The sequence below is a fragment of the Okeania sp. SIO2C9 genome, from assembly GCF_010672455.1.
Classification (GTDB): Bacteria; Cyanobacteriota; Cyanobacteriia; order Cyanobacteriales; family Microcoleaceae; genus Okeania.
Genome location: NZ_JAAHGO010000024.1, coordinates 32,536 through 58,744 on the forward strand (window position 1 = coordinate 32,536; position 26,209 = coordinate 58,744).

At 37.2% G+C, this 26,209-nt stretch carries 19 protein-coding genes; 15 read left to right on the top strand and 4 right to left on the bottom strand.

Going from position 1 to position 26,209, the window contains the following annotated elements:
* Positions 1-498 precede the first annotated feature (498 nt).
* From F6K23_RS19525 to F6K23_RS19560, 8 genes are all read left to right on the top strand, one after another.
* Entirely contained in the window at positions 499-1,833 is a 1,335-nt protein-coding gene (locus F6K23_RS19525; protein WP_293158890.1) for a sensor histidine kinase, read from the top strand.
* A gap of 656 nt (positions 1,834-2,489) precedes the next feature.
* A complete protein-coding gene (locus F6K23_RS19530; protein WP_367267758.1) occupies positions 2,490-3,311 on the top strand; it encodes a tetratricopeptide repeat protein in 822 nt (273 codons plus the stop codon).
* Positions 3,312-3,758: 447 nt separating this feature from the next.
* Positions 3,759-6,653 carry an AAA-like domain-containing protein gene (locus F6K23_RS19535; protein ID WP_293158892.1) on the top strand — a complete coding sequence of 965 codons (2,895 nt, stop codon included), beginning with the start codon at positions 3,759-3,761 and terminating at the stop codon, positions 6,651-6,653.
* A gap of 235 nt (positions 6,654-6,888) precedes the next feature.
* Positions 6,889-7,098 (top strand): hypothetical protein, encoded by a 210-nt coding sequence (locus F6K23_RS19540; protein WP_293158893.1) that lies wholly within the window; start codon positions 6,889-6,891, stop codon positions 7,096-7,098.
* An 846-nt stretch (positions 7,099-7,944) separates the two neighbouring features.
* A complete protein-coding gene (locus F6K23_RS19545; RefSeq protein ID WP_124143022.1) occupies positions 7,945-8,646 on the top strand; it encodes a hypothetical protein in 702 nt (233 codons plus the stop codon).
* A gap of 582 nt (positions 8,647-9,228) precedes the next feature.
* Complete coding sequence (locus F6K23_RS19550; protein ID WP_367267759.1) at positions 9,229-9,549, top strand: reverse transcriptase domain-containing protein; 321 nt, start codon at positions 9,229-9,231, stop codon at positions 9,547-9,549.
* Positions 9,550-9,715: 166 nt separating this feature from the next.
* Positions 9,716-10,930: a DUF1624 domain-containing protein gene (locus tag F6K23_RS19555; protein ID WP_293158894.1), complete on the top strand. Its 1,215-nt coding sequence runs from the start codon at positions 9,716-9,718 to the stop codon at positions 10,928-10,930.
* Positions 10,931-11,152: 222 nt separating this feature from the next.
* The gene (locus tag F6K23_RS19560; protein ID WP_293158895.1) at positions 11,153-12,226 is read left to right on the top strand and encodes a YheT family hydrolase; all 1,074 of its coding nucleotides are present in this window, start codon (positions 11,153-11,155) and stop codon (positions 12,224-12,226) included.
* A 414-nt stretch (positions 12,227-12,640) separates the two neighbouring features.
* Here the strand turns inward: F6K23_RS19560 and F6K23_RS19565 are convergent, their stop codons facing one another.
* Both F6K23_RS19565 and F6K23_RS19570 read right to left on the bottom strand, forming a co-directional pair.
* The gene (locus F6K23_RS19565) at positions 12,641-13,999 is read right to left on the bottom strand and encodes an FG-GAP-like repeat-containing protein (protein WP_375340771.1); all 1,359 of its coding nucleotides are present in this window, start codon (positions 13,997-13,999) and stop codon (positions 12,641-12,643) included.
* A 41-nt stretch (positions 14,000-14,040) separates the two neighbouring features.
* Positions 14,041-15,225 carry a DUF4347 domain-containing protein gene (locus F6K23_RS19570; protein WP_293158896.1) on the bottom strand — a complete coding sequence of 395 codons (1,185 nt, stop codon included), beginning with the start codon at positions 15,223-15,225 and terminating at the stop codon, positions 14,041-14,043.
* Between the two features lie 1,116 nt (positions 15,226-16,341).
* On the opposite strand from F6K23_RS19570, the gene F6K23_RS19575 reads away from it, so the two are divergent.
* The 7 genes from F6K23_RS19575 to F6K23_RS19605 all read left to right on the top strand — a co-directional run bounded on the left by F6K23_RS19575 (position 16,342) and on the right by F6K23_RS19605 (position 25,231).
* Complete coding sequence (locus F6K23_RS19575) at positions 16,342-16,842, top strand: DUF2231 domain-containing protein (protein WP_287518265.1); 501 nt, start codon at positions 16,342-16,344, stop codon at positions 16,840-16,842.
* Entirely contained in the window at positions 16,779-17,444 is a 666-nt protein-coding gene (locus F6K23_RS19580; RefSeq protein WP_293158900.1) for a DUF2231 domain-containing protein, read from the top strand. The genes F6K23_RS19575 and F6K23_RS19580 overlap by 64 nt, the downstream gene beginning before the upstream one ends.
* A 272-nt stretch (positions 17,445-17,716) precedes the next feature.
* Positions 17,717-19,168: an RNA-guided endonuclease IscB gene (gene iscB / locus F6K23_RS19585; RefSeq protein ID WP_293158902.1), complete on the top strand. Its 1,452-nt coding sequence runs from the start codon at positions 17,717-17,719 to the stop codon at positions 19,166-19,168.
* Between the two features lie 124 nt (positions 19,169-19,292).
* Positions 19,293-20,198 (top strand): cytochrome c oxidase subunit II, encoded by a 906-nt coding sequence (locus F6K23_RS19590; RefSeq protein WP_293158904.1) that lies wholly within the window; start codon positions 19,293-19,295, stop codon positions 20,196-20,198.
* A gap of 348 nt (positions 20,199-20,546) precedes the next feature.
* On the top strand, positions 20,547-22,241 hold the full coding sequence (gene ctaD, locus F6K23_RS19595; RefSeq protein ID WP_293158906.1) for a cytochrome c oxidase subunit I: 1,695 nt from the start codon (positions 20,547-20,549) through the stop codon (positions 22,239-22,241).
* A gap of 487 nt (positions 22,242-22,728) precedes the next feature.
* Positions 22,729-23,343, top strand: a complete 615-nt coding sequence (locus tag F6K23_RS19600) for a heme-copper oxidase subunit III (RefSeq protein WP_293158908.1) — start codon at positions 22,729-22,731, stop codon at positions 23,341-23,343.
* Between the two features lie 370 nt (positions 23,344-23,713).
* Positions 23,714-25,231 (top strand): GMC oxidoreductase, encoded by a 1,518-nt coding sequence (locus F6K23_RS19605; RefSeq protein ID WP_293158910.1) that lies wholly within the window; start codon positions 23,714-23,716, stop codon positions 25,229-25,231.
* Between the two features lie 316 nt (positions 25,232-25,547).
* On the opposite strand, the gene F6K23_RS19610 is transcribed toward F6K23_RS19605, so the two are convergent.
* Together F6K23_RS19610 and F6K23_RS19615 are read right to left on the bottom strand one after the other, a co-directional pair.
* Positions 25,548-25,967 (bottom strand): putative toxin-antitoxin system toxin component, PIN family, encoded by a 420-nt coding sequence (locus tag F6K23_RS19610; protein WP_293158912.1) that lies wholly within the window; start codon positions 25,965-25,967, stop codon positions 25,548-25,550.
* Positions 25,964-26,200 carry a hypothetical protein gene (locus F6K23_RS19615; RefSeq protein ID WP_293158914.1) on the bottom strand — a complete coding sequence of 79 codons (237 nt, stop codon included), beginning with the start codon at positions 26,198-26,200 and terminating at the stop codon, positions 25,964-25,966. Before F6K23_RS19615 ends, F6K23_RS19610 begins: the two co-directional genes overlap by 4 nt.
* Positions 26,201-26,209 lie beyond the last annotated feature (9 nt).

The following is a 26,209-nucleotide window of genomic DNA, read 5'->3' on the forward strand; positions in this document are numbered from 1 at the left end:
TTAAAACTGTTTATCTAGAACGTTTAGGATTTATGACAACTCTTACGGGTGAGTACTTGTATTTCTATTTAAGTAAGTAGGTAAGCTTAGTTAATCCATATATCCTAACTATTAGTTATAGATAAAAATATTGAGTACTTTGCTCAATTTACTTACTTAAATTCTATAAGAATAATTACTGATTTACAGTCATAAATTTATCATAGTATCCAACTATATAGATTATTATCTATCAAGTAGTGTGCAATGAAATAATTAAACCTTTTTTTATTTGTGACCAAGATATAGGCCACATAATCTATACATATTATATAAAACAAACAAATATATTAAGAAATAAAATTAAGCAATTTTTATCAGCTCTGATGATCTTCTGAGGATTGTGCTAGAAAAGTTAAAGATAGCCATGATAATATATTCCAGATGTGCAAGCAAACTATCAGGAATATTTTGATAAATCGTATCTATTGATACAAAAATACTAGGAATTCCCTTAATATGTTTGCTTTGTATGAGTCATATTCAGATTCATTTATTGTGCCTAATTTAGAGGTTAAAAGTCAATTTCTATCTTTAGAGTCAACTATACAGGAACTACCTCTGCAAGACTTTCAAATTGCATCTAGCTACCTTGGGAAAGATATTGCACCTGTGTTTGAATCCAACCCTTTGCTGCCTGGCGTGATTTTGAGAGATCGGCAAGATAAATTAGTTGGTATGATTTCTCGAAGATTATTTTTTGAAAAAATGGGAAGTCGCTATGGTATAGAGATGTTTTACAAGCGGCCTATAGAAGCTTTATATCGTGTCTCCAAAACAGATATATCTATTCTTCCTGGTAATACGTTGATAGTAGAAGCAGCACAAAAATCTTTGCAGAGACGGCCTGAGTTATTATATGACCCAATTGTTGTAGAAATAGAAGCTAATGTTTATAGACTTTTGGATGTGCATCAGTTATTAGTCGCTCAGTCAAATATTCATGAACTTACGAATCATCTACTACAAAAACAAACTCAGGCAAAAGCTATTCAAACGGAGAAAATGGCAAGTTTGGGAAGAATGGTTGCCGGGGTAGCCCATGAAATTAGAAATCCTGTTAACTGTATTTGGAATAATTTGATATTTCTAACTTCTTATTTAGAAGAAATTACTAAGCTTTTATCTGCTTATGATGAAATATCAGAGCCATCTCCAATTATCAATCGAATTAAAGAACAAATAGATTATGATTCTTTACAAGAAGAATTAGCTGAGACGACTCAAGGTATTAAACTTGGCTCAGAACAACTGCTGAAAATTGTGAATAGTCTTCGCAATTTTTCTCACATGGATGAGTCTCAAAAGAAACAAGCATATATCCATGAATGTATAGATAGTAGCTTACTTATTTTAAATAATCGTCTTAAAAATGGTATCAAAATTCTTAAGAATTATTGTACAAATTTACCAATGATTAGTTGCTATTCTGGTCAACTTAGCCAAGTATTTATGAATCTAATTAGTAATAGTATTGATGCACTTAATGAAAAATTAGCTGAATTGGACTTGTGTGATTGGCAACCTCAAATTGAAATAAGTACAGAAGTCATAGTTAGGAAAGAGTCTGATTTGCTGACTATTAGAATAGCTGATAATGGGCAAGGTATTCCTCTAGAAATACAAGATCGAATCTTTGAAAACTTTTTTACCACTAAACCTGTAGGTAAAGGAACAGGTATGGGTCTAGCTATTTGTTACCAAATTATTACTGAAAAACATGGTGGAAAGCTTAAACTAAATTCCTTACCAGGCAAGGGTACTGAATTTGAAATTATTATACCAATAGTTTAATTGAATACTGTTCACGCTCTAGAAAAGAAAAAATATAAATCAGACAGTCCTTACTGAAAAAAAAAGATCAGAGGATCTTTACCAAGAGAATTTATTAAAAGTCTGAAGCGGAAATTATAGACGTATTATTTATAGATATATTATTTCCAATAGATATCTCCATAAATTAGATTTTTACCTATACAACAGGATAAGGGTTTCAGATTCTTTTTCACATATATGTAATAGTAGTATACTGCAAATTATAAAATTTTTAGGGTAAAAACAGAAGCTCAAATCCTACCTAAATATACTCTTTCCCTACTTTTTTTCAAATTTTTTAGTGGTAAATGGCAAAACTTCTGTTATACTTGAATTACTAGGTGGAGTTCTCACCAATTTTAAACCTGTGGACGAAGATAAGTTACAGACTGGGGTCAGTGGTCTTCAGTGTTTGCGCAGCATTGCGTCAGCACGCGCAGGAAGCTAGCTCCAAAGCTCAAAATACCGTTTTGGGTAAGTTTGGGTAAGTTTAGTCGAATTTTATCCTATCATATTATATACTTTATACTTTCAACTAAACTTCTTAACCATAAATACTCTTTACCGTGCCAAATCGAAATTTCTTAGTTTCTTTATTCATTACCCTTGGCCTATGGGGCACTACAGTGAAACCGATGCTGGGACAAGCATTAGTTCCTCACATACTACAGCTAAACTCAGCTCAATTGGAACAAACGGGTTTAAGTTTAGCTGAGGAAGCTGTACAGTTAGCAAGATTTCAACAATTTGAGTTAGCTTTATCAAGAGCTGAATTGGCCACTGAGTTAGCCCCAAATAGTCAACAGACCTGGGCACTATTAGGCAGTCTTTACATTCAAGCTGAAGAGTTAGAAGAAGGTATTATAGCTCTAGAACAAGCTCAAGAAATTGATCCAAGTAATGCTGATATTCGATTTGTTCTTGGTAGAGCTTACTTTCAAAAAGCTGAGTATGGAGAAGCTATCAAGCAGTTAAGAGCAGGTTTGAAGTTCAAACCAGATAGTCCTGGTGCTTTATTCGATCTAGGTAATGCTTATTACAAACGTGGTAAGTTTAAAAGAGCGATCGATCAATATGAAGAAGCTTATGAGTTAGAAAAAAATCTATGGCCTGCAATTAACAATATTGGCTTAGTTAGATACGAGATGGGAGATGTGGATGATGCGATCGGAAAATGGCGTGAAGCTGTTTCTTTAGATAGTAAAGCAGCAGAACCACTTCTAGCGCTATCAGTAGCTCTCTACACTAAAGGTGATAAACAACAAGGTTTTGCTATGGGAGAAGAAGCTCTACGACTAGATAGCAGATATGCAGATATTGATTATCTTGACCAAAACTTGTGGGGAAAACGCTTGCTGGAGGATGCAAAAAGGTTTTTCGCAACTCCGCGTATTCAGGAAACCTTAGCTCAAATAGAAGACTTACCTCCCTCGTCTCCATCTCAGGTATCTCCATGATATAGAGTCATCTTCAATATTTAACTGTTGCAGAAACCTCACGCCATTATCAAGTAGCTAATCGTAAAATAGCTAGATTTCGAGAGTATTTTTTGCACAAGCTGTCCTGCGTGGCAGTCGCTACAATGCCATCCCATCCTAGGTCATGCTGCGCAAACGACCGCTTATTATCCCCTATCCAAGGGGAGGCGCATACCCACAATTTTTCGGTAAAAGTATGAAAAGTTAGTTTCAATCATACTATCCGGCGATCGCTAACTCGATCTATAAAAAAATATTTTCACCTCTTTCAAGCTCTCGATAATTTGTGACAAATTGGAAAAATGTAGGTCGCTCAAACCACTTTAGTGATAAATAATATTTTTTCAGAGCAATTAAAGTTGCTATAATTGCTAAAACCTCGAAAATATAAAAATTTTATTTTTTTTCCTTCTGTCAAAATAAGCTATGACAAATTATCAATATCAAGTTGGTGGATGTTTGCCAATTGATTCTCCTACCTATATTAAACGTCAAGCAGATTTAGAATTATATCGTGGATTAAAAGCAGGAGAATTTTGTTATGTTCTTAATTCTCGACAGATGGGTAAGTCTAGTTTGCGAATACAAACTATGGAAATTTTACAAACGGAAGGAATTATTTGTGCTGGTATCGATCTAAGTGCAATTGGTAATTTAGACATTACTCCCGAACAGTGGTATGCAAGTGTAATTGACAGTATTATTAGTAGTTTGGATTTATACGATCGCTTCGATTTAACAAGTTGGTGGTTTGAGCATAATAATTTATCTTATGGGCAGCGTTTTAGCAAATTTATTCAATCGATTATTCTCAAGTTAATTTCCCGAAATATTATAATTTTTATTGATGAAATTGATAGTACCCTCAGTTTAAAATTTCAAGTAGATGATTTTTTTAGGGTGATTCGCTCTTGTTACGATAAAAGAGGGCAAAATCAGGAATATAAGCGTTTAACTTTTTCTTTTTTTGGTGTAGCTACTCCTGCCGATCTAATTAGAGATAAAATTGGGAGTCCTTTTAATATTGGTCGTGGAATAGAATTAACTGGTTTTAGTTTCAAAGAAGCTCAACCTTTAGTAACAGGATTAGCTACAAAATATAATAATCATCAACAAATATTACAAGCAATATTAAATTGGACTGGGGGGCAACCTTTTCTGACTCAGAAGCTATGCCAACTCATCCTAAAATCTGAGTCTTTTATTCCCCTTGGTAAGGAGAAAGAATGGGTAGAAAATTTTGTCCGAAGCATGATAATAGATAATTGGGAAAGTCAGGATGAACCACAACATTTACGGACTATTCGCGATCGCTTCTTATTAAGTAATCAACGTCAGAAGTTATTATTGTTATATCAAAAAATTTTGCAGACAAAAGGAGTAAAAGTTAATCAAAGTCCTGAACAATTAGAATTAAGATTAACTGGGTTAGTTATTCATGACCGAGGTAAGTTAAAGGTTTATAATCGCATTTATGAAGCAATTTTTAATCTAAATTGGATAAATAATGTTTTGCCAGAAGCGGGAATAGTAAAAGATAGTAAATATCTGCGAAATTCGGATACTAACTTATCAATAAATCGGCAGGAATACCGAAATAGTCAGATATTGTTGAACAAGGTAAAAAATTATTGGGTTAAAGGTGTTTTAGAAACTTCCTTGCACGGCAAAGTATTAATTGAACTAGGATTAGAAGAACGAAAAAATGCAGTAAATCGTCCTTGGGGTTTACTGTGGTCAGACTTAGAAAATCCCCAACAAGAATTACCGCCTGGTACTCGAATTATTGATAAATTTGATGAATTAGGCGCGGGGCGAACTTTATTAATTTTGGGTGAACCTGGTTCTGGCAAAACGACAACTTTATTAGAATTAGCACGAGACTTAATTAATAGAACTGAAGCTGATTTAACTCAACCAATACCTGTTGTTTTTAACTTGTCTTCTTGGGAGGGTAAAAAACAAGCGATCGCTGATTGGTTAGTTATAGAATTACATACTAAATATCAAGTGTCTCAACAAATTGGTAAAGCTTGGATACAAGAACAAAAGTTACTTTTATTGCTGGATGGTTTAGATGAAGTTAGTAGAGAAAAACGAGAAGATTGTGTAGATGCTTTGAATAAATTCTGTCAAGAATACGGGCAGACAGAAATAGTAGTTTGTAGCCGGATTCGTGATTATGAAGCTCTTTCAAGTAAGTTAAAATTTCAAGCAGCTATATATTTACAGCCCTTAAGTTTAGAGCAAATTCAAGAGTATTTAAAAAATGCAGGTTCAGAATTAGTAGCAGTCAGAAAAGCATTAGAATCTGATGTTAAATTACAAGAATTTTCTCGGTCTCCTTTGATTTTAAGTATTATCAGTTTAGCTTATCAAGGAATATCAATTGAAGAATTACCTAGTCCCAGTAATACTGAACTAAGGGAACATTTATTTAATGCTTATATTGAGCGAATGTTTAAGCGTCGTTCGGTTAATATTCTCTATTCTCAAGAGAAAGTAAAAAAATGGCTAATTTGGTTAGCAAAGCAAATGGTAAGCGAGTCAGAAACTGTATTTTTAATTGAAAGAATTCAGCCAACTTGGCTACGAAATAAAATTTATATTATTGGTTATATTATTACTCTTTTGACGATAATATTATTCGTATTATGGAACCTATTTTATCGATTTTTAACTTTGCCTAAAATGGCGTTACTTGTAGCATTTTGTTTTGTATATTTTTGGCGTTTTTTTGGATTTAAAACTATTCAAACAGTCACTACTTTGAGATGGTTAGGAAAATATACTATCAACCAAGTAGTTATTGGCATAACTATCGGACTAATTTCTGGTATATTATCTGCAGTTATTTTCTACTATAATTTAAAAATTCCTAATCAAATTAGTCATCCTCTACTTAGAGGAGTAATAGCTGGATTAAGCTTAGGGCTAATTCTAGGAATAGTTCGTGGTATGACAGGTCCAGGAATAGAAGAAGTAACTGTTCCCAATCAAGGAATTTGGCAGTCAACTAAAAATGCTTTTATCTTTGGTTTAGTTGGTGCAATAGTAATGAGTTTAGCTGCTAAATTATTAGACTGGTACTTCTTAACTTGGGGTGAATATGGGTTGATTTTCGGATTAGCTGTGGGAGGAGGGGAAGCTTGTGTAAAACATTTTATTTTACGAATTATTTTGTATTTTAATGGTTATATCCCTTGGAATTATACTCGTTTTCTCGACTATGCAACCAAGTTAATATTTTTACAAAAAGTAGGAGGTGGCTATATTTTTATTCATAGATTATTGTTAGAACATTTTGCCAGAATGCCATGAAGAAGGTCTTATATAGAATCCGGGTAATTAGTTATCGTATTACTGAGGAGTAAGGAGTAAGGAGTAACGAGTAACGAGTAACGAGTAATATCAAATCCAGTTGAATACTTAATTGTATTGTTGGGGGAGATGGGGAGATGGGGAGATGGGGAGATTGAATAATGAACATATACTATATAACCGGATTCTATATTAGGTGTTAGGTTTTAGGTGTTATACCAAGCGTGAAAAAAGAATGTTACGAATAGTAAGAGGAATAAAAAAACACGTGCAGGATATTCCCCTTTGGCAAAGCGGTCGATCTTCGGAGCTTCCCGTAGGGTGGGATGGCGAGGAAACCTGCGCCATATCCAATCGACCAAGAGAGCGGTGCGACCCCGCGACGACGCCAGTCGCACCTGGTAGCGCACCAAGACAAAAGAATGATTTCCAACCTGAAAAATAATGGTATTGAAGCTATTCCCGTGTGACTCGGTCTTCCTGACTCCCCCTCCTGGGAGGGGCGCGCGGGTGGGTTGACTCCTAAGAAATATCCTAGCTATTTGTAGCAAATATTTATCAATTTAGTATTATATCAAGTCTCATTAATTAGCCATAATAAAAATGTTCTTTTCTTGAGAAAGAATATTTTTTTGGTGCGGAATGCTGCGCAATTGACATCCTCCCGACGCTGCACTTGCGTGACAGCGCGAGATTCCCTAACATCACTGATAGGGGTTTTCTGCTTCCTCTTGACAGAGGAGCTGCGCTAACATAGCACCTACCTCCGAGGCCGAACCTCTTTTCGGTCTTACGGTCGCTCCACAGACTGACATTGCTAGTCCAGCAGCCTTATTTTATTGAGTATAGCATACTATTGTAAGAACCGCTCTTATTGATTGGTTTTTCCTGCGGAATGCTGCGCAAACATGCCCTAGCTCCCCTACGGGAGAGCGCGGGTCTTCAACCAACGTTGAGATAAATTTATCCCTGCTCCTTACTCCTTAAATTTTTTGGTGGTGGTGCATAGTAATGGTAGAGAGAGTGTGGGAAGTGTGGGAAAAAATTAAAAAATATATATCTTCACACCTTAGGGAGCAGGACAACTAATTTTTTATTGTGATTATTCAAAGATAATGGATAAGCTGTGGTAAAATTTATCAACCCAACCTGCTAAATCTTCAATTTTTGATATTGAATCAGATTACTATAAGCGTAAAAAAAATCTGTAGCTAAAATTGCTATTCATACTAGAAAAATTAGTTATCTTATAGAAAAGTAAACTTATAACCAAGACAGTACGTTAATCATAATGCTGACACAAATAGTTCGTCCCATGGTTCGGACCCAGGTTCGGTTATTAGCAAACTGTCACTCAACCCGTCTAACGTTAATTCATACAATTGCTAAATGGCTAGGTTTTTTGGGAGTAAAAGCAGAAGTAATCGAACTTAATGCTAATCTAGACAAAAAAATAACTATTTCCTTAACTGTAGAAAAACCAGAATCTTGCGATAACCAAGATTGGCAAAAAATTGTCGATGGTATTAATATAGAAAAACCTCAAAATAGTTCCCAAGAAATAACTGCGACCGAACCGATCCAAATAATGACAGCCAAGCAACAAGGAAAACTGCAAAGGTTGATAGCTTATCTTATTCAAGCAGGGGAACCAAATCAGAAAATTAAATGGGAAGAAATATGTCCTAATTTACAACAATTGGGATTAGATGAAAATATGTTAGACGGAATTCGCTCTGCGATTAGAGTACCTCAGTCTATTGATTTATTAGTTGAAGAATTAGAGCCAGATGTAGCAGCGATCGCTCTTCCTTTAGCGATGAATATTGCTCTTTTTGATCGGCAAGTCAACTCATCTGAAGATTATGCTTTAAATTCATTATTACAGGTAATGAAACAACCTACAAAACCTACAATTGTAGAGAAAAATGTAGAAAAAAATTTTTTCAGGCATAAGCTATATTGGCTAATAACTTCAGTTATTCCTAGATAATGGTACTTACCGAATAATTAATAATTAATAATTAAATAATTCGCGCCTTGAAGCCTCCCCTTGGATAGGGGAAAAAAGCGGTCGAGGGATGGCCAGGTCCCCTCGCCATATCCAATCGACCAAGACAGCGGTCGTTTGCTTTTGCTTCGCAAAACTGGCGTAACGCAACGCTGACGCGAAACGCGACAGCGGAACGGAGTTCTCTCTTCGGAGCTTCCCATAGGGTGGGATGGCGCAGGTTTCCTGCGCCATATCCAATCGACCAAGAAAAGAAATAATATCTCCTGATATTCAATTCCGTAGCGGTTAAAACCCGAGGTAATTATCAATTATCAATTATCAATTATCCATTAATGAAAGCACTTTTCAGATTGGTGAACCACACATTCAAAATAATAATACTTGTAGGGACGTTCCATGGAACGTCCCTACTGTGGTCGATTCAAATGAAAACTGCTGTAGACATTTTTTCGGCTATAAACTAGCCAAAAAAATGTCTAGGCAGGGGAAAGACGTTAAAGCCCTAAAATTGGCTAAAACCCTTATCAATACTGGATTTATACCTTTTTTGCCTAAAAGTCTATCTTTAGAGTCTGGATACCAAAACCAGGAAAGGATGAAAAACGACCGCTGGGAATTCCAACAATATACGATCATGCATTACAAGTCCTGGTGAAATTAGGTATGGAAGCAGAATGGCAGGGACGTTTTGAACCTAATAGCTATGGTCTTTTCCGGTGGCCAACGCATGATGCCATAGCAGCCATCTATGCCAGCATCAACAAAAAATCTAAATATGTGCTAGATGCTGACATATCCAATGGGTTCTATAAAGCGTTTTGGCATAGTGGCGTTCGTGGAGCGTGGTGGAGCGCCGTATCGCTCTTTTTTTCTTCAACTTGATTATACACTAACGATGCAACCAGACATGATATAATTCGCGATCGCTCTTCAGATGTAAAATACACTTCAAATATTGAAATTGTTGCCAATGGTGTTATCTTGTGGAAAGGAAAATATTGTAAAAATGTTGGTTGTTTGAATAGCAACTAATTTATCACGCTCACCGATGGAAAAATCTAATATAAACCAGCTAGTCTTAATCGCAAATAATCAAACTCCAGACCGCATTCCACGAATAATATCAATAGACCTTTTGCGTGGACTCGTAATGGTGCTAATGACATTAGACCATGTACGAGGATTTTTTTCCAATGCCGACTTTAACCCCTTAGACCTGACTCAGTCAAACATTCCTCTATTTCTAACACGGTGGATAACTCATCTTTGCGCTCCCACATTCATTTTTTTAGCAGGAATTAGCGCTTATCTCTCTCTCAAACGTGGCAAAACTAAACAACAACTTTCTCGTTTTTTGTTGCTCCGAGGACTGTGGTTAGTATTTCTAGATTTAACAGTAGTACGTTTGAGCTGGAGGTTTGACTTGAATTTCACTTTTTCTGCTGCCGGAGTATTGTGGGCGATCGGATGGTCGATGATTTTCTTAGCAGCAATAATTTATCTTCCTACTCGGACAATTTTGGCGATCGCAATTTTCCTGATAGTCGGACATAATCTTTTTGATAACGTACAAGCAGAACAATTAGGAAATATTGGTTGGATTTGGACAATACTTCACGAGCAAAAAATGATTGAACCAATTTCTGGGTTTCGTTTGTTTATCCTTTATCCTCTTATTCCTTGGATCGGAGTAATGGCATTAGGTTATGCTTTCGGAACACTATTTGAAATGGAAAAAGAACGGCGACTTCAGCTATTAAGAAACATCGGTTTAAGTACGATTGCTGCTTTTATCATTATCCGAGCAACTAATATTTATGGCGACCCCAATCCTTGGTCAATCCAGTCTAACTTTCCTAATACCTTACTATCCTTTATCGATTGTCATAAATATCCGCCTTCTCTACTATATTTACTAATAACACTCGGTCTAGCAATATTATTACTTTATTGTTTGGAAAAAACAAAAATACGTTATTTTAAACCATTAATTATATTAGGTCAGCAACCATTATTTTTCTATGTTATACACATCTACTTAATTCATCTAACTGCTATTTTATTTGCCCTTTCTAGATATGGGATAGAACCTTTTACTTTCTCCCAAGTAGGCATCAGTTGGAAACCAAAAGAATTTGGGTATGATTTACCAATTGTTTATCTAATTTGGTTGTTAATAACCTTCCTTTTATACATTATCTGTGACTGGTTTGCTAAGTATAAGAAAAAGCATCGAAGCAAGTGGTGGTTGAATTACCTATAAAAATAGGGTTTTCCTAGCCTTCTACTGAATTAGAAGGTACTGATAACTGATAACTGAAATGACTGGTTCGCCAAGTATAAGAAAAAGCATCGAAGCAAGTGGTGGTTGAATTACTGATAAAGACCAGTTATTGACCGAAAAATTCTGGATTATAAAATTTCATCACCAACTGATATACTATCTGATCAACAAATTTAAGTTTTATCAGATTAAAATTTATCTATGGGTTATCCTTCTTATACTCCTCCGTGGTTCCTGAAAAATGGTTTAGCAATGACTCTTTATGCAGCCTTTTGGATACCCCGTTTTTGGGAAGAAACTACTACATTTCCTAAGCCTTCTTACCAAGATAAAATTTTTATTGGAGCAAATGATGTGCCAATTTTTGGCTGGATGGCTATTCCAGAAAACCCAAAAGGTACAATTATTGGGACTTATGGAATTACAGGAGAGTTAGATAATCAATGGTTCTTACAACTATTAGGACGCAAAGCTTATGCTCAAGGTTATGCTGTTATTTTATTTGATTGGCGTGCCCATGGCAAGACAGCATTACTATCAGAAACTCTAACTTCAGATGGTATTTATGAAGGGCAAGATTTTGTTCATATTGCTGCTCAAGCAAAAGCAATGGGTTGTCCGCCTAATTTTTGGTTTACTGCATATTCTTTGGGAGGACAACTAGCACTTTGGGGTGCAAAAGTAGCAGAAAGTTTGGCTCCAGAATTAGGGTTAGCAGAAACAGATATTGGTGGTTGTGCAGTTATTTGCCCCAGTCTGGAAGCTCAACGTTCTCTATCTTACTTAGATAGCTCTCCTTTAGGAAGATACTTGGATAAAGGAATTACTAAAAACCTCAAAAAATTAGTTTGGTTAATTCACGAACATCATCCAGATTTTATCGATCCAGAAGCAATAGAGCGTGCTGATTCTATCTGGAAATTTGATGAAGAATTTGTTATTGAAAAGTTAGGATTTTCATCAGTAGAAGATTACTATCAAGCAACAAGTCCTCTATATTTTTTACCTCATATAAAAAAACGAACATTGATTATTTATGCTGAAGATGACCCTATGTTTGACCCAACAATTGCAGCAGATTTAAAAGCTGCTTGTGACAGTAATTCTGCCATTGATTTAATGTTAACTCGTTACGGTGGCCATGTAGCTCATGTTAGCAGTAAATCTTGTCAAGCTAATGCTCAAGATCCTGATATTTGGTGGGCATTGAATCGAGTTTTTGAATGGATTAAACAAAATGAAATGTCAAAATTAAGTACTTCAGTTACTTATTAAAATTAATGATTTGGAATTGGGTTATAATCCTAATTCCTGATATTTATTAGTTGCTCATTTTGTAGCAAATATTTAGCCAATTAATTTTACTACTGCAGGATGGCAGAAATAACTAATATCATGTCCGGTTGAACAGTTATAAATAAACGACGAAGGAGTCAGGAGACAGGAGACAGGAGACAGGAGGGTAGAAAGAAGAAGAAGGAGAAAGTTTTTTTATCACTAATTATCCGGACATGATATAACCAGTTAAAAAATCCTAAAAGCCTTACCAATCAATACTTTTAACTTTTGACTGTCAGATGTGTGTCTTACATTCTGGAGGGGCTGTGTGCGGAATTACTTCCGCACTTTATACGCCCCGTAGGGGACCTCAGAATTACACACTCGATGCATGACTTCCGCGTAGCGGCACTACCTAATTTGAAAATTATTCGCCTCCAGAGAAATATCATTATTCAAAACTGCAAATTGAGCGCCATCTCCTAAACCAAATTCACTACCATTAGGATTATAAAATAATGCGCCACTGGCAGAATTATAAACAATAAAAGCACCATTAGTGGCAACAGCATCATCACTTTCAACTATGGCAAAATCTGTTTCCACACTAAAACCTTCACCTGCATCACTCTCTAAAGCAGTGAATGTTTTTTTGTCTAACAAAATCAAGTCTCGTTGTACATCAAAATCTGTAATTATATCTATACCTATTGCGGCGGTTTCAAACTCTTGGTTAGTGTTGAAGATAAAGCTGTCAATGCTAGCTCCACCTGTGAGAGTATCGTTGCCTGCACCTCCGTTGAGGCGATCGCGACCAATACCACCGTTTAAAATATCGTCGCCATTGCCACCGAGTAAGATATCAGACCCAGGGCGGCCTTCGATTATGTCATTGCCATCGTTACCACGGAGCAAGTCTTTGCCTCTACCACCGATGATTTGGTCTGCACCACTACCACCATTAACAGTATCGTTACCACCACCAGCTTTGAGAATGTCATTGCCGTCGTTACCATTAACACGATTATTTGCTACATTGCCTGTGATGGTATTGTCTAGGTTATTGCCTTGACCGTTAATGGCGTCGTTGCCTGTGAGATTGAGATTTTCTAAGTTATCTCCTAGAGTGTAAGTGATGGAGGAATTGACAGTATCATTACCTGCATCAGCTAGTTCTATGACGGTATCTTCTGAGTTATCTACCACATAAGAATCATTGCCAGGCCCACCAATCATTATGTCTATTCCTGAGCCGCCATCAAGTTGATCGTCGCCAGCATTACCTATGAGGGAGTCGTTGTCAGTATTGCCCAGAAGAGTATCATTTCCCCCTGCACCGTCAATAGTATCGTTGCCTGCTAATCCATCAATCAATTCGTTTGCGGAGGTGCCAGAGAGATTATCGTTTTCTGGAGTGCCAGGAGGTCCGGTAGTATTGAGTAGTATTGAGACAGTACTAGGGGAAAAACCAGCTATGGCTAAATCGAGATTGCCATCTCCATTGAATTCCCCTACTGCTATCGACTCTGGGAATTCTCCCGCTGCAAAGTTAGTAGGTTCAGAAAAAGACCCATCTCCATTTCCTAATAATACTGACACATCATCGGAGAAAATGTTAGCAGTAGCTAAGTCAAAATTGCCATCTCCATTGAATTCCCCTACTGCTATTGATATTGGGCTGTCTCCCACAGCAAAATTAGTAGCATCAGCAAAAGAGCCATCTCCATTTCCTAATAATACTGACACATCATTGGATATATTATTAGCCACAGCTAAGTCGAGATTGCCATCTCCATTGAATTCCCCTACTGCTATTGATATTGGAAAATTCCCACAGCAAAATTAGTAGGTTGAGAAAAAGAACCATCTCCATTTCCTAATAATACTGAAATCTCATCGGAGGAAATGTTAGGCAAAGCTAAGTCAAGATTGCCATCTCCATTGAATTCCCCTACTGCTATTGATATTGGAAAATCTCCCACAGCAAAATTAGTAGGTTGAGAAAAAGAACCATCTCCATTTCCTAATAATACTGAAATCTCATCGGAAATGTTAAGCACAGCTAAGTCAAGATTGTCATCTCCATTGAATCCCCCTACTGCTATTGATCTTGGGAAATCTCCCACAGCAAAATTAGTAGGTTGAGAAAAAGAACCATCACCATTTCCTAATAACACTGACACATCCTCGGAGGAAGTGTTAGCAGTAGCTAAATCAAGATTGCTATCTCCATTAAATTCCCCTACTGCTATTAAGTCTGGGTTATTCACCGCAAAATTAGTAGGTTGAGAAAAAGAACCATCACCATTTCCTAATAATACTGAGACATCATTGGAATTCAAATTAGCCGTGGCTAAATCGAGATTGCCATCTCCATTGAATTCTCCTACTACTATTGATTCTGGGGAATTTCCCACTGCAAAATTAGTAGGTTCACTAAAGGAAACCGCAAACACCCCTGAATACTCCTGAATAACTTCCGGCAAAAACGCCAACCGAGAATTCACCAGTCCTATCCGAACTTCTAACTGCCAACTGCCACCTTTAGCAATATTTCCCACCCGGTGCGCAGATGCTGCAATATTTGCTCCTGTTAACTGGTGGAGAAAATTGAGAAATTGGCGATCGCCACCGACATTACAACCATAAAGCAAAATCTCCTCAACTGCCCATTCTTGCAGTAACCCTCTATATTGATAAATATTCTCCCGACTCACAGGAGTTTTACCCAAGTACAAAACACCATCAGCACCGTGAGCAACTATATGAATACTGGTAGCTAGCTCATCTGATAACGCTGCTGTTATTTGCTCAATACCGTCTTTTCTCAAATCCAACACCACCACTTTTGTGTCAGGATAAGTCCCCGAAACCAACTGCTGATAATTATCCACACGGGGGTCAATAATTACTAACGTCTGTTTTGTTTTTTTTGGTGCAGTTATTTCCCTAACTGTTGTTGTGGAGTTTGTATCGTCAACTCTCGTAAAAATCATTACTAATCCTCCCAAAAATGTAGCTATTTACTGGGCAAAGTAACTCAATTTTAGATTCTTAATTTTAGATAAATTATAGCATTCCGATTGTGGAGAAAGTTTGTCTTCGTTACATATATTCTCAAATTTCGCTCACTTCCCAACTTGATTAGAGAGAAATTCTTAAGGAAATTATTAATTTGAAGAAGGAGTCAGGAGAATCGGGTCGATGGAGATTCTCACCCCACCAACCGCATTTGCATCATATACACTGTGGGGTATTAAACTTATAAGAGATAAAGATTAATATTAACTTATAATTAGGGTTTGCTAAATACATCTAAAAGCATTGACAGATAAAGATTTTAGCCTTTTTGGGGTCGAATTGCAGTGCGCCTGTTTCAGTCTAAAACGCTCAAAAAGTTAGTATTTTAGGCAAGAGTTGGGCAGAAAAATCAAGTGACAATTCTTACTCCTACCTCCTATAAATTCCCCGTTTCTCCTGTCTCCTGTCTCCTGTCTCCTGTCTTCTACCCCTACTAAAAGACTTTTTCAGTAAATTATAATTATAGCATAAAAAAATCTGGAAAGCAAGACTGATTTAGCTTGAAAAACATTAATTTTTTCTGTAAATTTAGTTACAGGATTTGAGTCAGATTGAAAATATCATAATATTAAATTTTAATTAAATATCTAGCTTTTGTAGAGTTGAGGTCGATTATTGCTAATACAAAATCCGGCTTAATATCCCCTCTAATTAAATACCTATAATCTCTTGAAATTAAGCTATATAGGCATTACAGAAAAGATATTTAATTCTAAGGATTGTCAGACCTACGGATTATGATTTTTTTTACCTTTTCAGAATAAAAATAGTTTAGTTAATTATGACAAAGCATAAAATCTGAAAAAAAAATAATGTTGTCTTGACTACATTACTTTTTCACTTTGATTAAAGAAAAAAAATGGCTATCTCTCAAGAAAAACTGTGAGAATTGATACGGTAAAAAACAAACAGATTTTATAAATTCAATTAGAATGTTGTGAGAAAAAGTTGATGCAAATATTTGCCTGTAGTAACTCGTAAAATTTACATTTTTTTCACGCATATCTACTGATTTACTGAAGGAGAAGACTATGTGGGAGTATCTACCACAATTAAACGATCATTACTTGCCTTACCCAGATACAATACATCCCATTGTTGTCCACTTCGTAATAGCGATGGTATTATTTGCTTTTGTATGCGATCTTATTGGTTATTTTACTCATAATTACCGTTTATATGAAGTAAGCTGGTGGAATATGTTTTTCGCCACAATTTCTATTTTTATCGCCATAATATTTGGTCAGTTTGAAGCAGGTCTGGCACAACCCTACGAAGCAGTCCAACCAGTCCTAAATTTACATACCTTGATTGGTTGGTCTCTGTCAGGAATAATCGCTGCACTTACTGGTTGGCGGTATGTGATTCGTTCAAATAATACAGAAAAACTGCCGATGCCATATCTAGGATTGGGGTTGGTGCTAGTAGGTATAGTTTTCTTCCAGGTATATCTTGGAGATAAACTGGTGTGGGTATATGGGTTACATACAGTGCCAGTAGTGGAAGCGATCGAGGAGGGAATTTTACAATGAACCCAGAATTAATAGATAGTTTGAGTTCTCAGTTGGGAGCAAATGGTCTCCCATACAGCATCCCAATTCATCCTAATTTAGTTCACCTGACTTTAGGTTTGTTTATTATGGGGATCGCCTTTGATATCGTGGGAATACTCTTTCCTCTACAAAAACCAGTCTTTAAACTTTTAGCAATATCCACTACTCGTTCTAATTTTTTTGATGTAGGTTGGTACAATATGCTCGCCTCATCAATAATTACATTTTTCACGGTAGCAGCAGGGTTTTATGAAATCATGCTAGCGAGACCATCCGCAGAGCTAAAAAGTGCCTGGGGATTCGGAGCTATGGATACTATGATTTGGCACGGTGTTGGTGGTGTGTTCCTTTTAGCCTTCATTGTGGGCATGACAATCTGGAGAGGATTTCAACGCTATATATGGTCTAAAGACAAACTCCAACAAGTGCAGTGGAGCTATTTAGCAGTGGGTTTATTCATCATGTTTCTGATGTATGTTCACGGGACTCTGGGAGCACAGTTAGCTGCTGAGTTTGGAGTACATAATACTGCTGATGCATTGCTAAAACTAGGCGAAGACCCCAACCAAGTGCTTAAGTAATTTAGTATGGTATTTTGATGTCAACGACCCAAAACTAATTCCTAGAATATAGTGTAGGCTTGATAAAGCTAGTCTCTAATTAAGTCTTAGTTGACCCGTCTAAGTGTTCATTCACTACGTTATTTAAGTCACGATACCTGCAAATGCTCCAACAGTTTGTTGCTCTATCGGTAGTCATTAAACATCTTATTTGGGCATTGGAAGTGTGGCCACCTGAAAAAGCTTAAATAACATTGACAAGTTGGACATTACCCTAGCAATAGGAGATTCTTATGTTAAACAAAAATTCAGTTTTTGTTCTAAATAATAACAAAGTACCTTGTGACCCAATTCATCCTGCTAAGGCCAGAAAATTATTATCGGAAGGTAAAGCAGCAGTATTTAGAAACTATCCATTTACTATTATTTTGAAGTCGGAATCAAAACCCACAAAAAATTACAGAATTAAGGTTGACCCCGGTGCAAAATTTACTGGTTTAGCTTTGCTATCAAATTCTAATATAATTTGGTGTGCTGAACTTGAACATAGAGGCTTTCAAATATCTGAATCATTAATTAAACGTAGACAAGTTAGACGTTTTCGTAGAAACCGTAAAACCAGATATCGTCAACCTCGGTTTCTCAATAGAACTAGACCGAATGGTTGGTTGCCACCTAGCTTAATTAGTAGAGTTCAAAACATTAAATCTTGGGTTGATAAGTTAATCAAACTTGTTCCAGTTTCAGCAATATCAATGGAATTAGTTAAGTTTAATACCCAGAAGATAGTTAATCCAGAAATACAAGGAACTGAATATCAAAAAGGTGAGTTATTTAGTTATGAGGTTAGAGAATATCTACTTGAAAAGTTTAATCGCACTTGTGTTTATTGTGGGACTAAAGAAGCTGTATTTAATTTAGACCATTTCCACCCTAAGTCTCGTGGAGGTAGTGACAAAGTATCTAATTTAGTTCTTAGTTGTGTTCAATGCAATCAAAATAAAAGAGCTAGATTACCGACTGAATTCCTGTCAGACAGACCTAAATTACTAGCATTAATAAATAAGCAAAGAAAGTTACCTTTAGCTGATGCTGCTGCTGTTAATGCTACTAGGTGGAAACTGAAATTAGTCTTAGAATCTACTGGATTAGAAATAGAGACTGGCTCTGGTGGTTTAACTAAATACAACAGGAAACGTAATGGTATTAGTAAATCTCATTGGACTGATGCTGCTTGTGTTGGTACTTCTACTCCAGATAGTTTAAATATTAGTAACTATCAGCCATTAATAATCAAAGCTATGGGTAGAGGTAATAGACAAATGGTTAAGCCAGATAAATATGGTTTTCCTAAAACAAAGCCTAAACTAAGACAGAAATTATTCTATGGTTTTCAAACTGGAGATATTGTCAAAGCTGTTGTTACTAAAGGTAAAAAGATTGGCACTTATGTTGGTCGAGTTGCTGTTAGAAAGACTGGCAATTTTAATATCAAAACTCAAACTGAAACCGTGCAAGGAATTAGTTATAAGTATTGTAAAATAATCCATAAATCAGATGGATACATTTATAGTTTTGGTGAATTAGTTAAACAGGAAAGTACTAACTTTGTCAAGAAGGTAGTTAAAGTTTTAAATACTCCAATTCAACTTAATTTGTTTGATACTTCTGAGTTAACTACTGTTGGCGTTAGCGTTGCAAAGGAAAGTACAAGCAAAAGTCAAAAGGAAAAAGAAAAAGTTTAATGGTACTGATAGAGAACAAATTTAATTGTTCTAATTTATTGGAGGAAAGTAATTTATTTGCTGGTTGCTTTCCCCCTAGCACTAAATCATAGATTATAGTGTAGGTCTCCAGCAACTATTTTAGATGAAAATCCGGACTATTTTGACATTGGGAGCGATCGCTCTCGTTTTAACTGCTGTGAGTATTTGGGTTGGACGACTATCCTATTCATGGCTCCCACCTCAAGCAGCAGCAGAATCTATATTGATAGATGACTTATTTAGCTTTCTCGTCACCCTCGGTACATTTATCTTTCTGGGGGTAACTGGAACCCTAATGTATTCAGTTCTATTCCAACGTGCTGCCAAATATGACTACAGCGACGGCCCTCATATTGAAGGCAACATCACCCTAGAAGTTGTTTGGACAGCAATTCCTATTTTTCTCGTATTTTGGATTGCTGCTTATAGCTACAATATTTACCAACAAATGGGAATTCAGGGACCGATGGAATTAGTACATCTGCATACACCATTAGAAATGGAATCAGCAATTGCAGACACACTAAAACCTGTAACTGAACCTGTAGAGGAAATCGAAGTCTTTGCCAAACAATGGTCTTGGGTATTTAGCTATCCAGAAAATGGGGTTACTAGCACCGAACTACACTTACCAGCAAATAAGCGAGTACGGGTAGCATTAAATTCAGAGGATGTGCTGCATGGATTTTATATTCCAGCATTCCGACTGAAGCAAGACATTATTCCCAACCATTCAATAAATTTTGAATTTACTCCCATTCGTGTTGGCAAATATAGTCTAACTGATTCACAATATAGCGGTACTTATTTTGCCACAATGATAGCAGATGTAGTTGTTGAATCTCCCGATGACTATAAAAATTGGTTGGCAAAAGCAGCAAATACTAAATTATCTCCAGCCAAAAATCAGGCACAGACTGAATATGTTCAAAAATTAGAAGCTCCAGTCAAACCAGGTTGGCCTTCAGTTATACCTGCTGCACCTCCTATTGTTAATTATCATAGTTAAGAAGTCAAAAGTCAAAAGTTAGACTCGGACGGCTAAAAACTTTGATAAGACAATAGTTTCAGACAATTATTTGACATTTACAGGAGCGAGACTATTTGCAGAGATCGAGAAAAAAATTATTCCATGAAAGAAATAACCATCGACAGCATCAGTAGTAAGGTAGGTTGGGTTGACGTTTACGGAAACCCAACATCATATAGATGTTATGTTGTCTGACAGCCACCTTTAACCCAACTTATACTTAAGCAAGCAAACCTAAAATTATGTACTTGTTTTGTTGGGTTGCGCTCTGCTTAACCCAACCTACAGAAATTTATATCTAGATACTCAAGGGAAAAAAATTACTCCATGAAAGAAATAACAATCGACGGCATCGGTGATGTCACGGAAAAACCAGAACATGAACAACCGCCTAACTGGCGACGATATTTCAGCTTCAGTACCGACCACAAAGTTATCGGTATCCAATATCTAGTTACCTCTTTCCTATTTTTCCTAGTAGGTGGAATATTCGCCATGGTAATTCGTGGCGAACTAATGACACCAGAATCAGACCTGGTAGACCGCACGATTTATAACGGAATGTTCACCATGCACGGCACGATCATGCTGTTTCTGTGGACATTTCCATCTTTAGTTGGTCTGGCAAATTATCTCGTACCGATAATGATCGGGGCGCGAGATATGGCATTTCCCCGTCTAAATGCTGCTGCATTTTGGATGGTGCCAGTAGTTGGCATCCTGATGATAGCCAGTTTTTTTGTTCCTGGCGGGCCCGCACAGTCAGGTTGGTGGGCCTATCCTCCAGTAAGTATACAAAATCCCACGGGTAATTTAATCAATGGTCAGGTACTATGGATACTTGCTGTTGCCATTTCTGGTGTTTCCTCCATTATGGGTGCGGTCAATTTCGTCACAACTATTGTGAGAATGCGAGCGCCTGGTATGACATTTTTCCGGATGCCAGCTTTTGTTTGGACAGTATTTGCTGCTCAGATTATTCAATTGTTCGGACTGCCAGCACTAACAGCAGGTGCAACGATGTTACTATTTGACATCACAATGGGAACTGGATTTTTTAATCCTGCAAACGGAGGAAACCCGGTTCTCTTCCAGCATTTTTTCTGGTTTTACTCCCACCCAGCAGTTTATGTGATTATTCTGCCTATTTTTGGCATTTTTTCCGAAATATTCCCAGTCTACAGTCGCAAACCACTATTCGGGTACAAAGTGGTAGTAATTTCATCAATGCTCATTGCTGCGGTAAGTGGTTTAGTTTGGGTACACCATATGTACGCGAGTGGTACTCCTCCCTGGATGCGGATGATTTTTATGCTGTCAACTATGTGTGTTTCTGTACCTACTGGAATTAAAGTATTTGCTTGGGTGGCAACTATTTGGGGTGGAAAAATTAGACTGAATACTCCCATGTTGTTTGCTTTGGGTGGGTTGATCATGTTTGTGTTTGCTGGTATTACTGGCATTATGCTCTCTGCTGTTCCTGTAGATATTCACGTTAATAATACTTATTTTGTGGTGGGTCACTTCCACTATGTTCTCTATGGCACCGTGACCATGGGAATGTATGCTGCCATTTACCATTGGTTCCCCAAAATGACTGGGAAAATGTATTATGAAGGTTTGGGTCAGTTGCATTTTTGGCTTTCATTCATCGGTACTAACCTCAATTTTTTACCCATGCACCCATTAGGTTTACAGGGAATGTTGCGCCGAGTTTCTTCTTATGCACCTGAGTATGAATTTTGGAATTTGGTTGCAAGTCTGGGGGCATTTTTATTAGGAATGTCTACTTTACCGTTCATTTTAAATATTGTCAGTTCCTGGATACAAGGAAAGGAAGCACCTGCTAACCCTTGGCGAGCGATCGGTTTAGAATGGATGATTTCTTCCCCACCAGATGTAGAGAACTTTGAAGAAATTCCGATAATTATTGCGGAACCCTATGGTTATGGTAAGTCGGAACCTTTGACTTCTAATGACCCCAACGGACATCATGCAGAAGTTCCCGAACCTGTTAATTAATTAGGTGGTAGGTGGTAGGTTTTAGGTAGTAGGTTTTAGTTGGTAGGTTTTAGGTAAACTTTTCTCATCTACAACGAGTAATAAATAATCAGGACTTACCCATGCTTCACCTTGAAAACGCCATATGTAGGGGCGAATAGCATTTGCGCTCCAAAGCTCCGCTTTATATGTTGCGGAACAAAACGCCCTCACCCGATTTAGTGTCCGTGCGTAAGTCCTGATAATATCAAATCCGTTGACTACGGTTTTCGATAAATCGGAGTAATATAATTCTGTCAATGGTCATACAATGCTTAAGGGCGAATGGCCATTCGCCCCTACAATCTTTACTTTTTTCTGAGCATATAGCAAGGAACGAGTTGGTTAGGACATAGATTGATGATGAACCGTAAGACAGAGAAATGCTTTTCCCACTTTTGCCTGTTGCCTGTTGCCTGTTGCCTGCTATAACAAGGATAAAACCAGTAAATTAAAGGAGAATTAAAATATGGATAGTTCGATCGCCTCAGAACAACTAGAAGAACCTTTGCATTCAGCAGTTGCCGAACATACTCACGATGAAGAAGGTAATAGTATGTTCGGGTTTATCGTTTTCCTACTTTCGGAAAGCGTAATTTTCTTGAGTTTCTTTGTCGGATACATTATCTACAAAACAAGTGCCACGGACTGGTTGCCACCCGGTGTGTCTGGTTTGGAAGTTAGAGAACCTGCTATTAATACAGTGATTTTGGTTTCGAGTAGTTTCGTTATCTATTTTGCCGAAAAAGCTTTAGAGCGTAACGACCTGAAATGGTTTCGCATATTTCTGTTTGCCACAATGGCAATGGGAACTTACTTTGTAGTGGGTCAAGGAATTGAATGGAATAGTCTAGAATTTGGTTTCACAACGGGAGTATTCGGTGGAACTTTCTATCTGTTGACTGGTTTTCACGGTCTGCACGTTATGACTGGTATTTTGTTGCAGGGTATTATGTTGGGTCGCTCTTTCATTCCTGGCAACTATGATAACGGTCACTTTGGCATCAATGCTACTTCTTTATTTTGGCATTTCGTTGACGTAATTTGGATTATTTTGTTTATCCTCATTTACATTTGGCAGTGAAATAATTAGGAATTCAGGAGTCAGGAGTCAGGAGTTAGGAGTCTAGGAGTTAGGAGTTAGGAGTCAGAATAAATTTTTTGTGTAAAAGAAAACATAATGTTGACAAAAGGGGACTCTCCCTTATCCACGGGAGCTACTCCAAAACGGGAGCAAGATGCTCCCACTACTCAAAAATTGAATTTTAATGACTCCTAATATGATCTCCAGATCAACATTAACTATAAAGTCATTGCGACTGGAACGGAGTGGAAGGAAGCAATCTCATATTTTAGATATTTATGCTATTTATTCCTAATGATAACTATTCAACCGGACATGATATAACTCCTTCTTCAATACACTCAAAAAAAATTACTAAAGGAAGAATAAAATGATTATTGACGACCAACATTATGATGTAATTATTGTCGGCACAGGTGCAGGAGGAGGAACATTAGCCTCTAAACTTGCTAGTACCGGAAAAAAAATACTCATCTTAGAAAGGGGTGATTTTATGCCCCTAGAAATTCAAAATAGAGCTCATGTTGATATCTTCAAAAAAGAACTTTATCGTGCCCCCGAAAATTGGTATGACAATGCAGGGGAACCCTTTTCTCCTCAGACAAATTATGCCGTAGGTGGCAATACCAAAATCTATGGTGCTGCTCTCATTAGGATGCGGGAAAAAGACTTTGAAACAGTAAAACATCAAGAAGGAATTTCTCCAGAATGGTGTCTCAAATACAAAGACTTTGAACCATATTACACTGAAGCAGAAAAACTTTATAAAGTTCATGGTCAAGTTAGCAAAGACCCAACCGAACCTACCCACAGTTCAGAATATCCTTATCCCGCAGTTGACCACGACCCAGAAATTAAAAAAGTTGTCGATGCGATCGCCGGGCAAGGTTTACATCCAGAAACTTTACCATTAACTCTCACCCGCGAAGAGGAAGACCCCACTGGAGACTCGGAAGTATTCGGTATTGCACCACTGCTGGACTCTCCTAACATTACTATTAAAGCTAATGCAAAAGTAGTCTGCTTACTCACTAACTCATCTGGTAATACAGTTAAAGCAGTAGAAGTAGAAATTGGCAAACAATCATTTCTATTTTTTGGAGATATTGTCGTACTTGCTTGTGGAGCAGTAAATTCAGCAGCATTACTATTACGTTCTGCTAATGAAAAACATCCAGATGGTTTAGCAAACAGTTCCGGACAAGTGGGACGCAACCTAATGAAACATCTGATGACTGCCGTAGTGCAACCTAGTCCCAAACCAAACTCTGGGAACTTTCTCAGAAGTGTGAGTGTGAATGACTTTTATTGGGGGGATGAGAATTTTGCGTATCCTATGGGTCACATAGAAAATACAGGTGGTCTGCTGCAAGATATTACTTTTGCTGAGTCTCCACCAATTTTATCTGTGTTAGCAAAAGCAATGCCAGGGTTTGGCTTGAAACAGTTAGCATTGCGTTCCATTGGTTGGTGGTTGCATTCGGAAATAGTACCAGACCCCAATAACCGAGTTGAAGTCAAAGGGGATAAATTGTTTTTCCATTACACTCCCAATAACTGGGAAGCACATGATCGCTTAGTACATCGTTGGATGGATGTATTGAAGTTGGTAGACAAAGAGGTGGGAAATGCTGTTTTGAAGCGCGGCAGTATTTATCCCCGTGGGGAAGTTCCCATTGAAGTTGTAGCAAACCAATGTGGTACTTGTCGGTTTGGGGAAGACCCGAAAACATCGGTTTTGGATATTAACTGTCGTACCCACGATGTTGATAATTTATATGTTGTGGATAGCAGTTTTTTCCCATCAAGTTCGGCAGTAACTCCTGCACTGACAATTATTGCTAATGCTCTGCGGGTAGGGGAACATTTGAAGGAAAGATTACAGTAATGGTTGTGCATTGTCATTATTTTTTTGACGAACCATAACAGTGGGAGCATCTTGCTCCCGTGTCAATTTCTTGTTCCTGCATACTATTACTATTGAGGACTACCAACACTTACAGTGCTTCCCGTTGTTATGAGGTACACCCCGAAGCGGGCAAGATGCCCGCACTACCATATTTTCATTACTTACCCTGTATCTCATTTGCCCAAAATATGCTGTATAATAACAGCTCGTAGTTGCCCTTTAGCACCTCAAATATATCTAGCAGCGCTGAAGCGCAACTACAAACAAAGACTTCATTGTCCGAATATAATATTACTCAAGAATTATTCATCTGTTCAAATAACTGTTGAACTGACAAAATAGGCAGACTTGCATCAACAAAATAATCAGCATTGCGAGTAACAATAGCATCAACATTCTCAGCATAAGCACAAGCTAGTTGCACTGCATCTCCAAAGTCTCTCAAATTAGTAGCAAAAGCAGTTTCTAAAATATTACGATGAACGTCACAAATTTCCATTAATTCTAATGTCATAGCAACTGCTTCCCTTGCTCGTTCAACACTTTTAGTTTGTTTTCTAACAATGTAGAAAATATTAGTTAAAGTTGTTGCTGTAACATATCCTTCTATTTGCTGAGATTGAATAGCTGTTAATAAAGTCTTTGCATCCTGAACAAATGCTTCCCGTTCTATAAATGCGTCTAAAATAATATTTGTGTCTACTAAAACTCTCATTTTAGGTATTTCTCCACTAAACGTTCTTCGAGCATAGCTTCAACTTCCGCATCATTTGGAGGTGGACTGTCTGTTTTTCCTATCCCAATCATCCTGTCTACAAAATCAGGAGGTAACTGTGGGCGAGGGCGAAGTTCTCGGTACAAAGAATCTGTAATGGCCTTAAGTAATAACAGGCGATCGCTTACTGATAAATTCAAAGCTTTTTTTCTTAACTCTTGTAGTTCTGACATAATTTTTAT

Bases quoted from the DNA above. Each gene is read 5' to 3' on its own strand.
- F6K23_RS19525 (WP_293158890.1), top strand. From the start codon at position 499: ATGTTTGCTTTGTATGAGTCATATTCAGATTCATTTATTGTGCCTAAT.
- F6K23_RS19530 (WP_367267758.1), top strand. From the start codon at position 2,490: ATGCTGGGACAAGCATTAGTTCCTCACATACTACAGCTAAACTCAGCT.
- F6K23_RS19545 (WP_124143022.1), top strand. From the start codon at position 7,945: ATGCTGACACAAATAGTTCGTCCCATGGTTCGGACCCAGGTTCGGTTA.
- F6K23_RS19605 (WP_293158910.1), top strand. From the start codon at position 23,714: ATGATTATTGACGACCAACATTATGATGTAATTATTGTCGGCACAGGT.
- ctaD (WP_293158906.1), top strand. From the start codon at position 20,547: ATGAAAGAAATAACAATCGACGGCATCGGTGATGTCACGGAAAAACCA.
- F6K23_RS19610 (WP_293158912.1), bottom strand. From the start codon at position 25,967: ATGAGAGTTTTAGTAGACACAAATATTATTTTAGACGCATTTATAGAA.
- F6K23_RS19535 (WP_293158892.1), top strand. From the start codon at position 3,759: ATGACAAATTATCAATATCAAGTTGGTGGATGTTTGCCAATTGATTCT.
- F6K23_RS19615 (WP_293158914.1), bottom strand. From the start codon at position 26,200: ATGTCAGAACTACAAGAGTTAAGAAAAAAAGCTTTGAATTTATCAGTA.
- F6K23_RS19590 (WP_293158904.1), top strand. From the start codon at position 19,293: ATGAAAATCCGGACTATTTTGACATTGGGAGCGATCGCTCTCGTTTTA.
- F6K23_RS19540 (WP_293158893.1), top strand. From the start codon at position 6,889: ATGTTACGAATAGTAAGAGGAATAAAAAAACACGTGCAGGATATTCCC.
- F6K23_RS19570 (WP_293158896.1), bottom strand. From the start codon at position 15,225: ATGATTTTTACGAGAGTTGACGATACAAACTCCACAACAACAGTTAGG.
- F6K23_RS19575 (WP_287518265.1), top strand. From the start codon at position 16,342: ATGTGGGAGTATCTACCACAATTAAACGATCATTACTTGCCTTACCCA.
- F6K23_RS19600 (WP_293158908.1), top strand. From the start codon at position 22,729: ATGGATAGTTCGATCGCCTCAGAACAACTAGAAGAACCTTTGCATTCA.
- F6K23_RS19560 (WP_293158895.1), top strand. From the start codon at position 11,153: ATGGGTTATCCTTCTTATACTCCTCCGTGGTTCCTGAAAAATGGTTTA.
- iscB (WP_293158902.1), top strand. From the start codon at position 17,717: ATGTTAAACAAAAATTCAGTTTTTGTTCTAAATAATAACAAAGTACCT.
- F6K23_RS19555 (WP_293158894.1), top strand. From the start codon at position 9,716: ATGGAAAAATCTAATATAAACCAGCTAGTCTTAATCGCAAATAATCAA.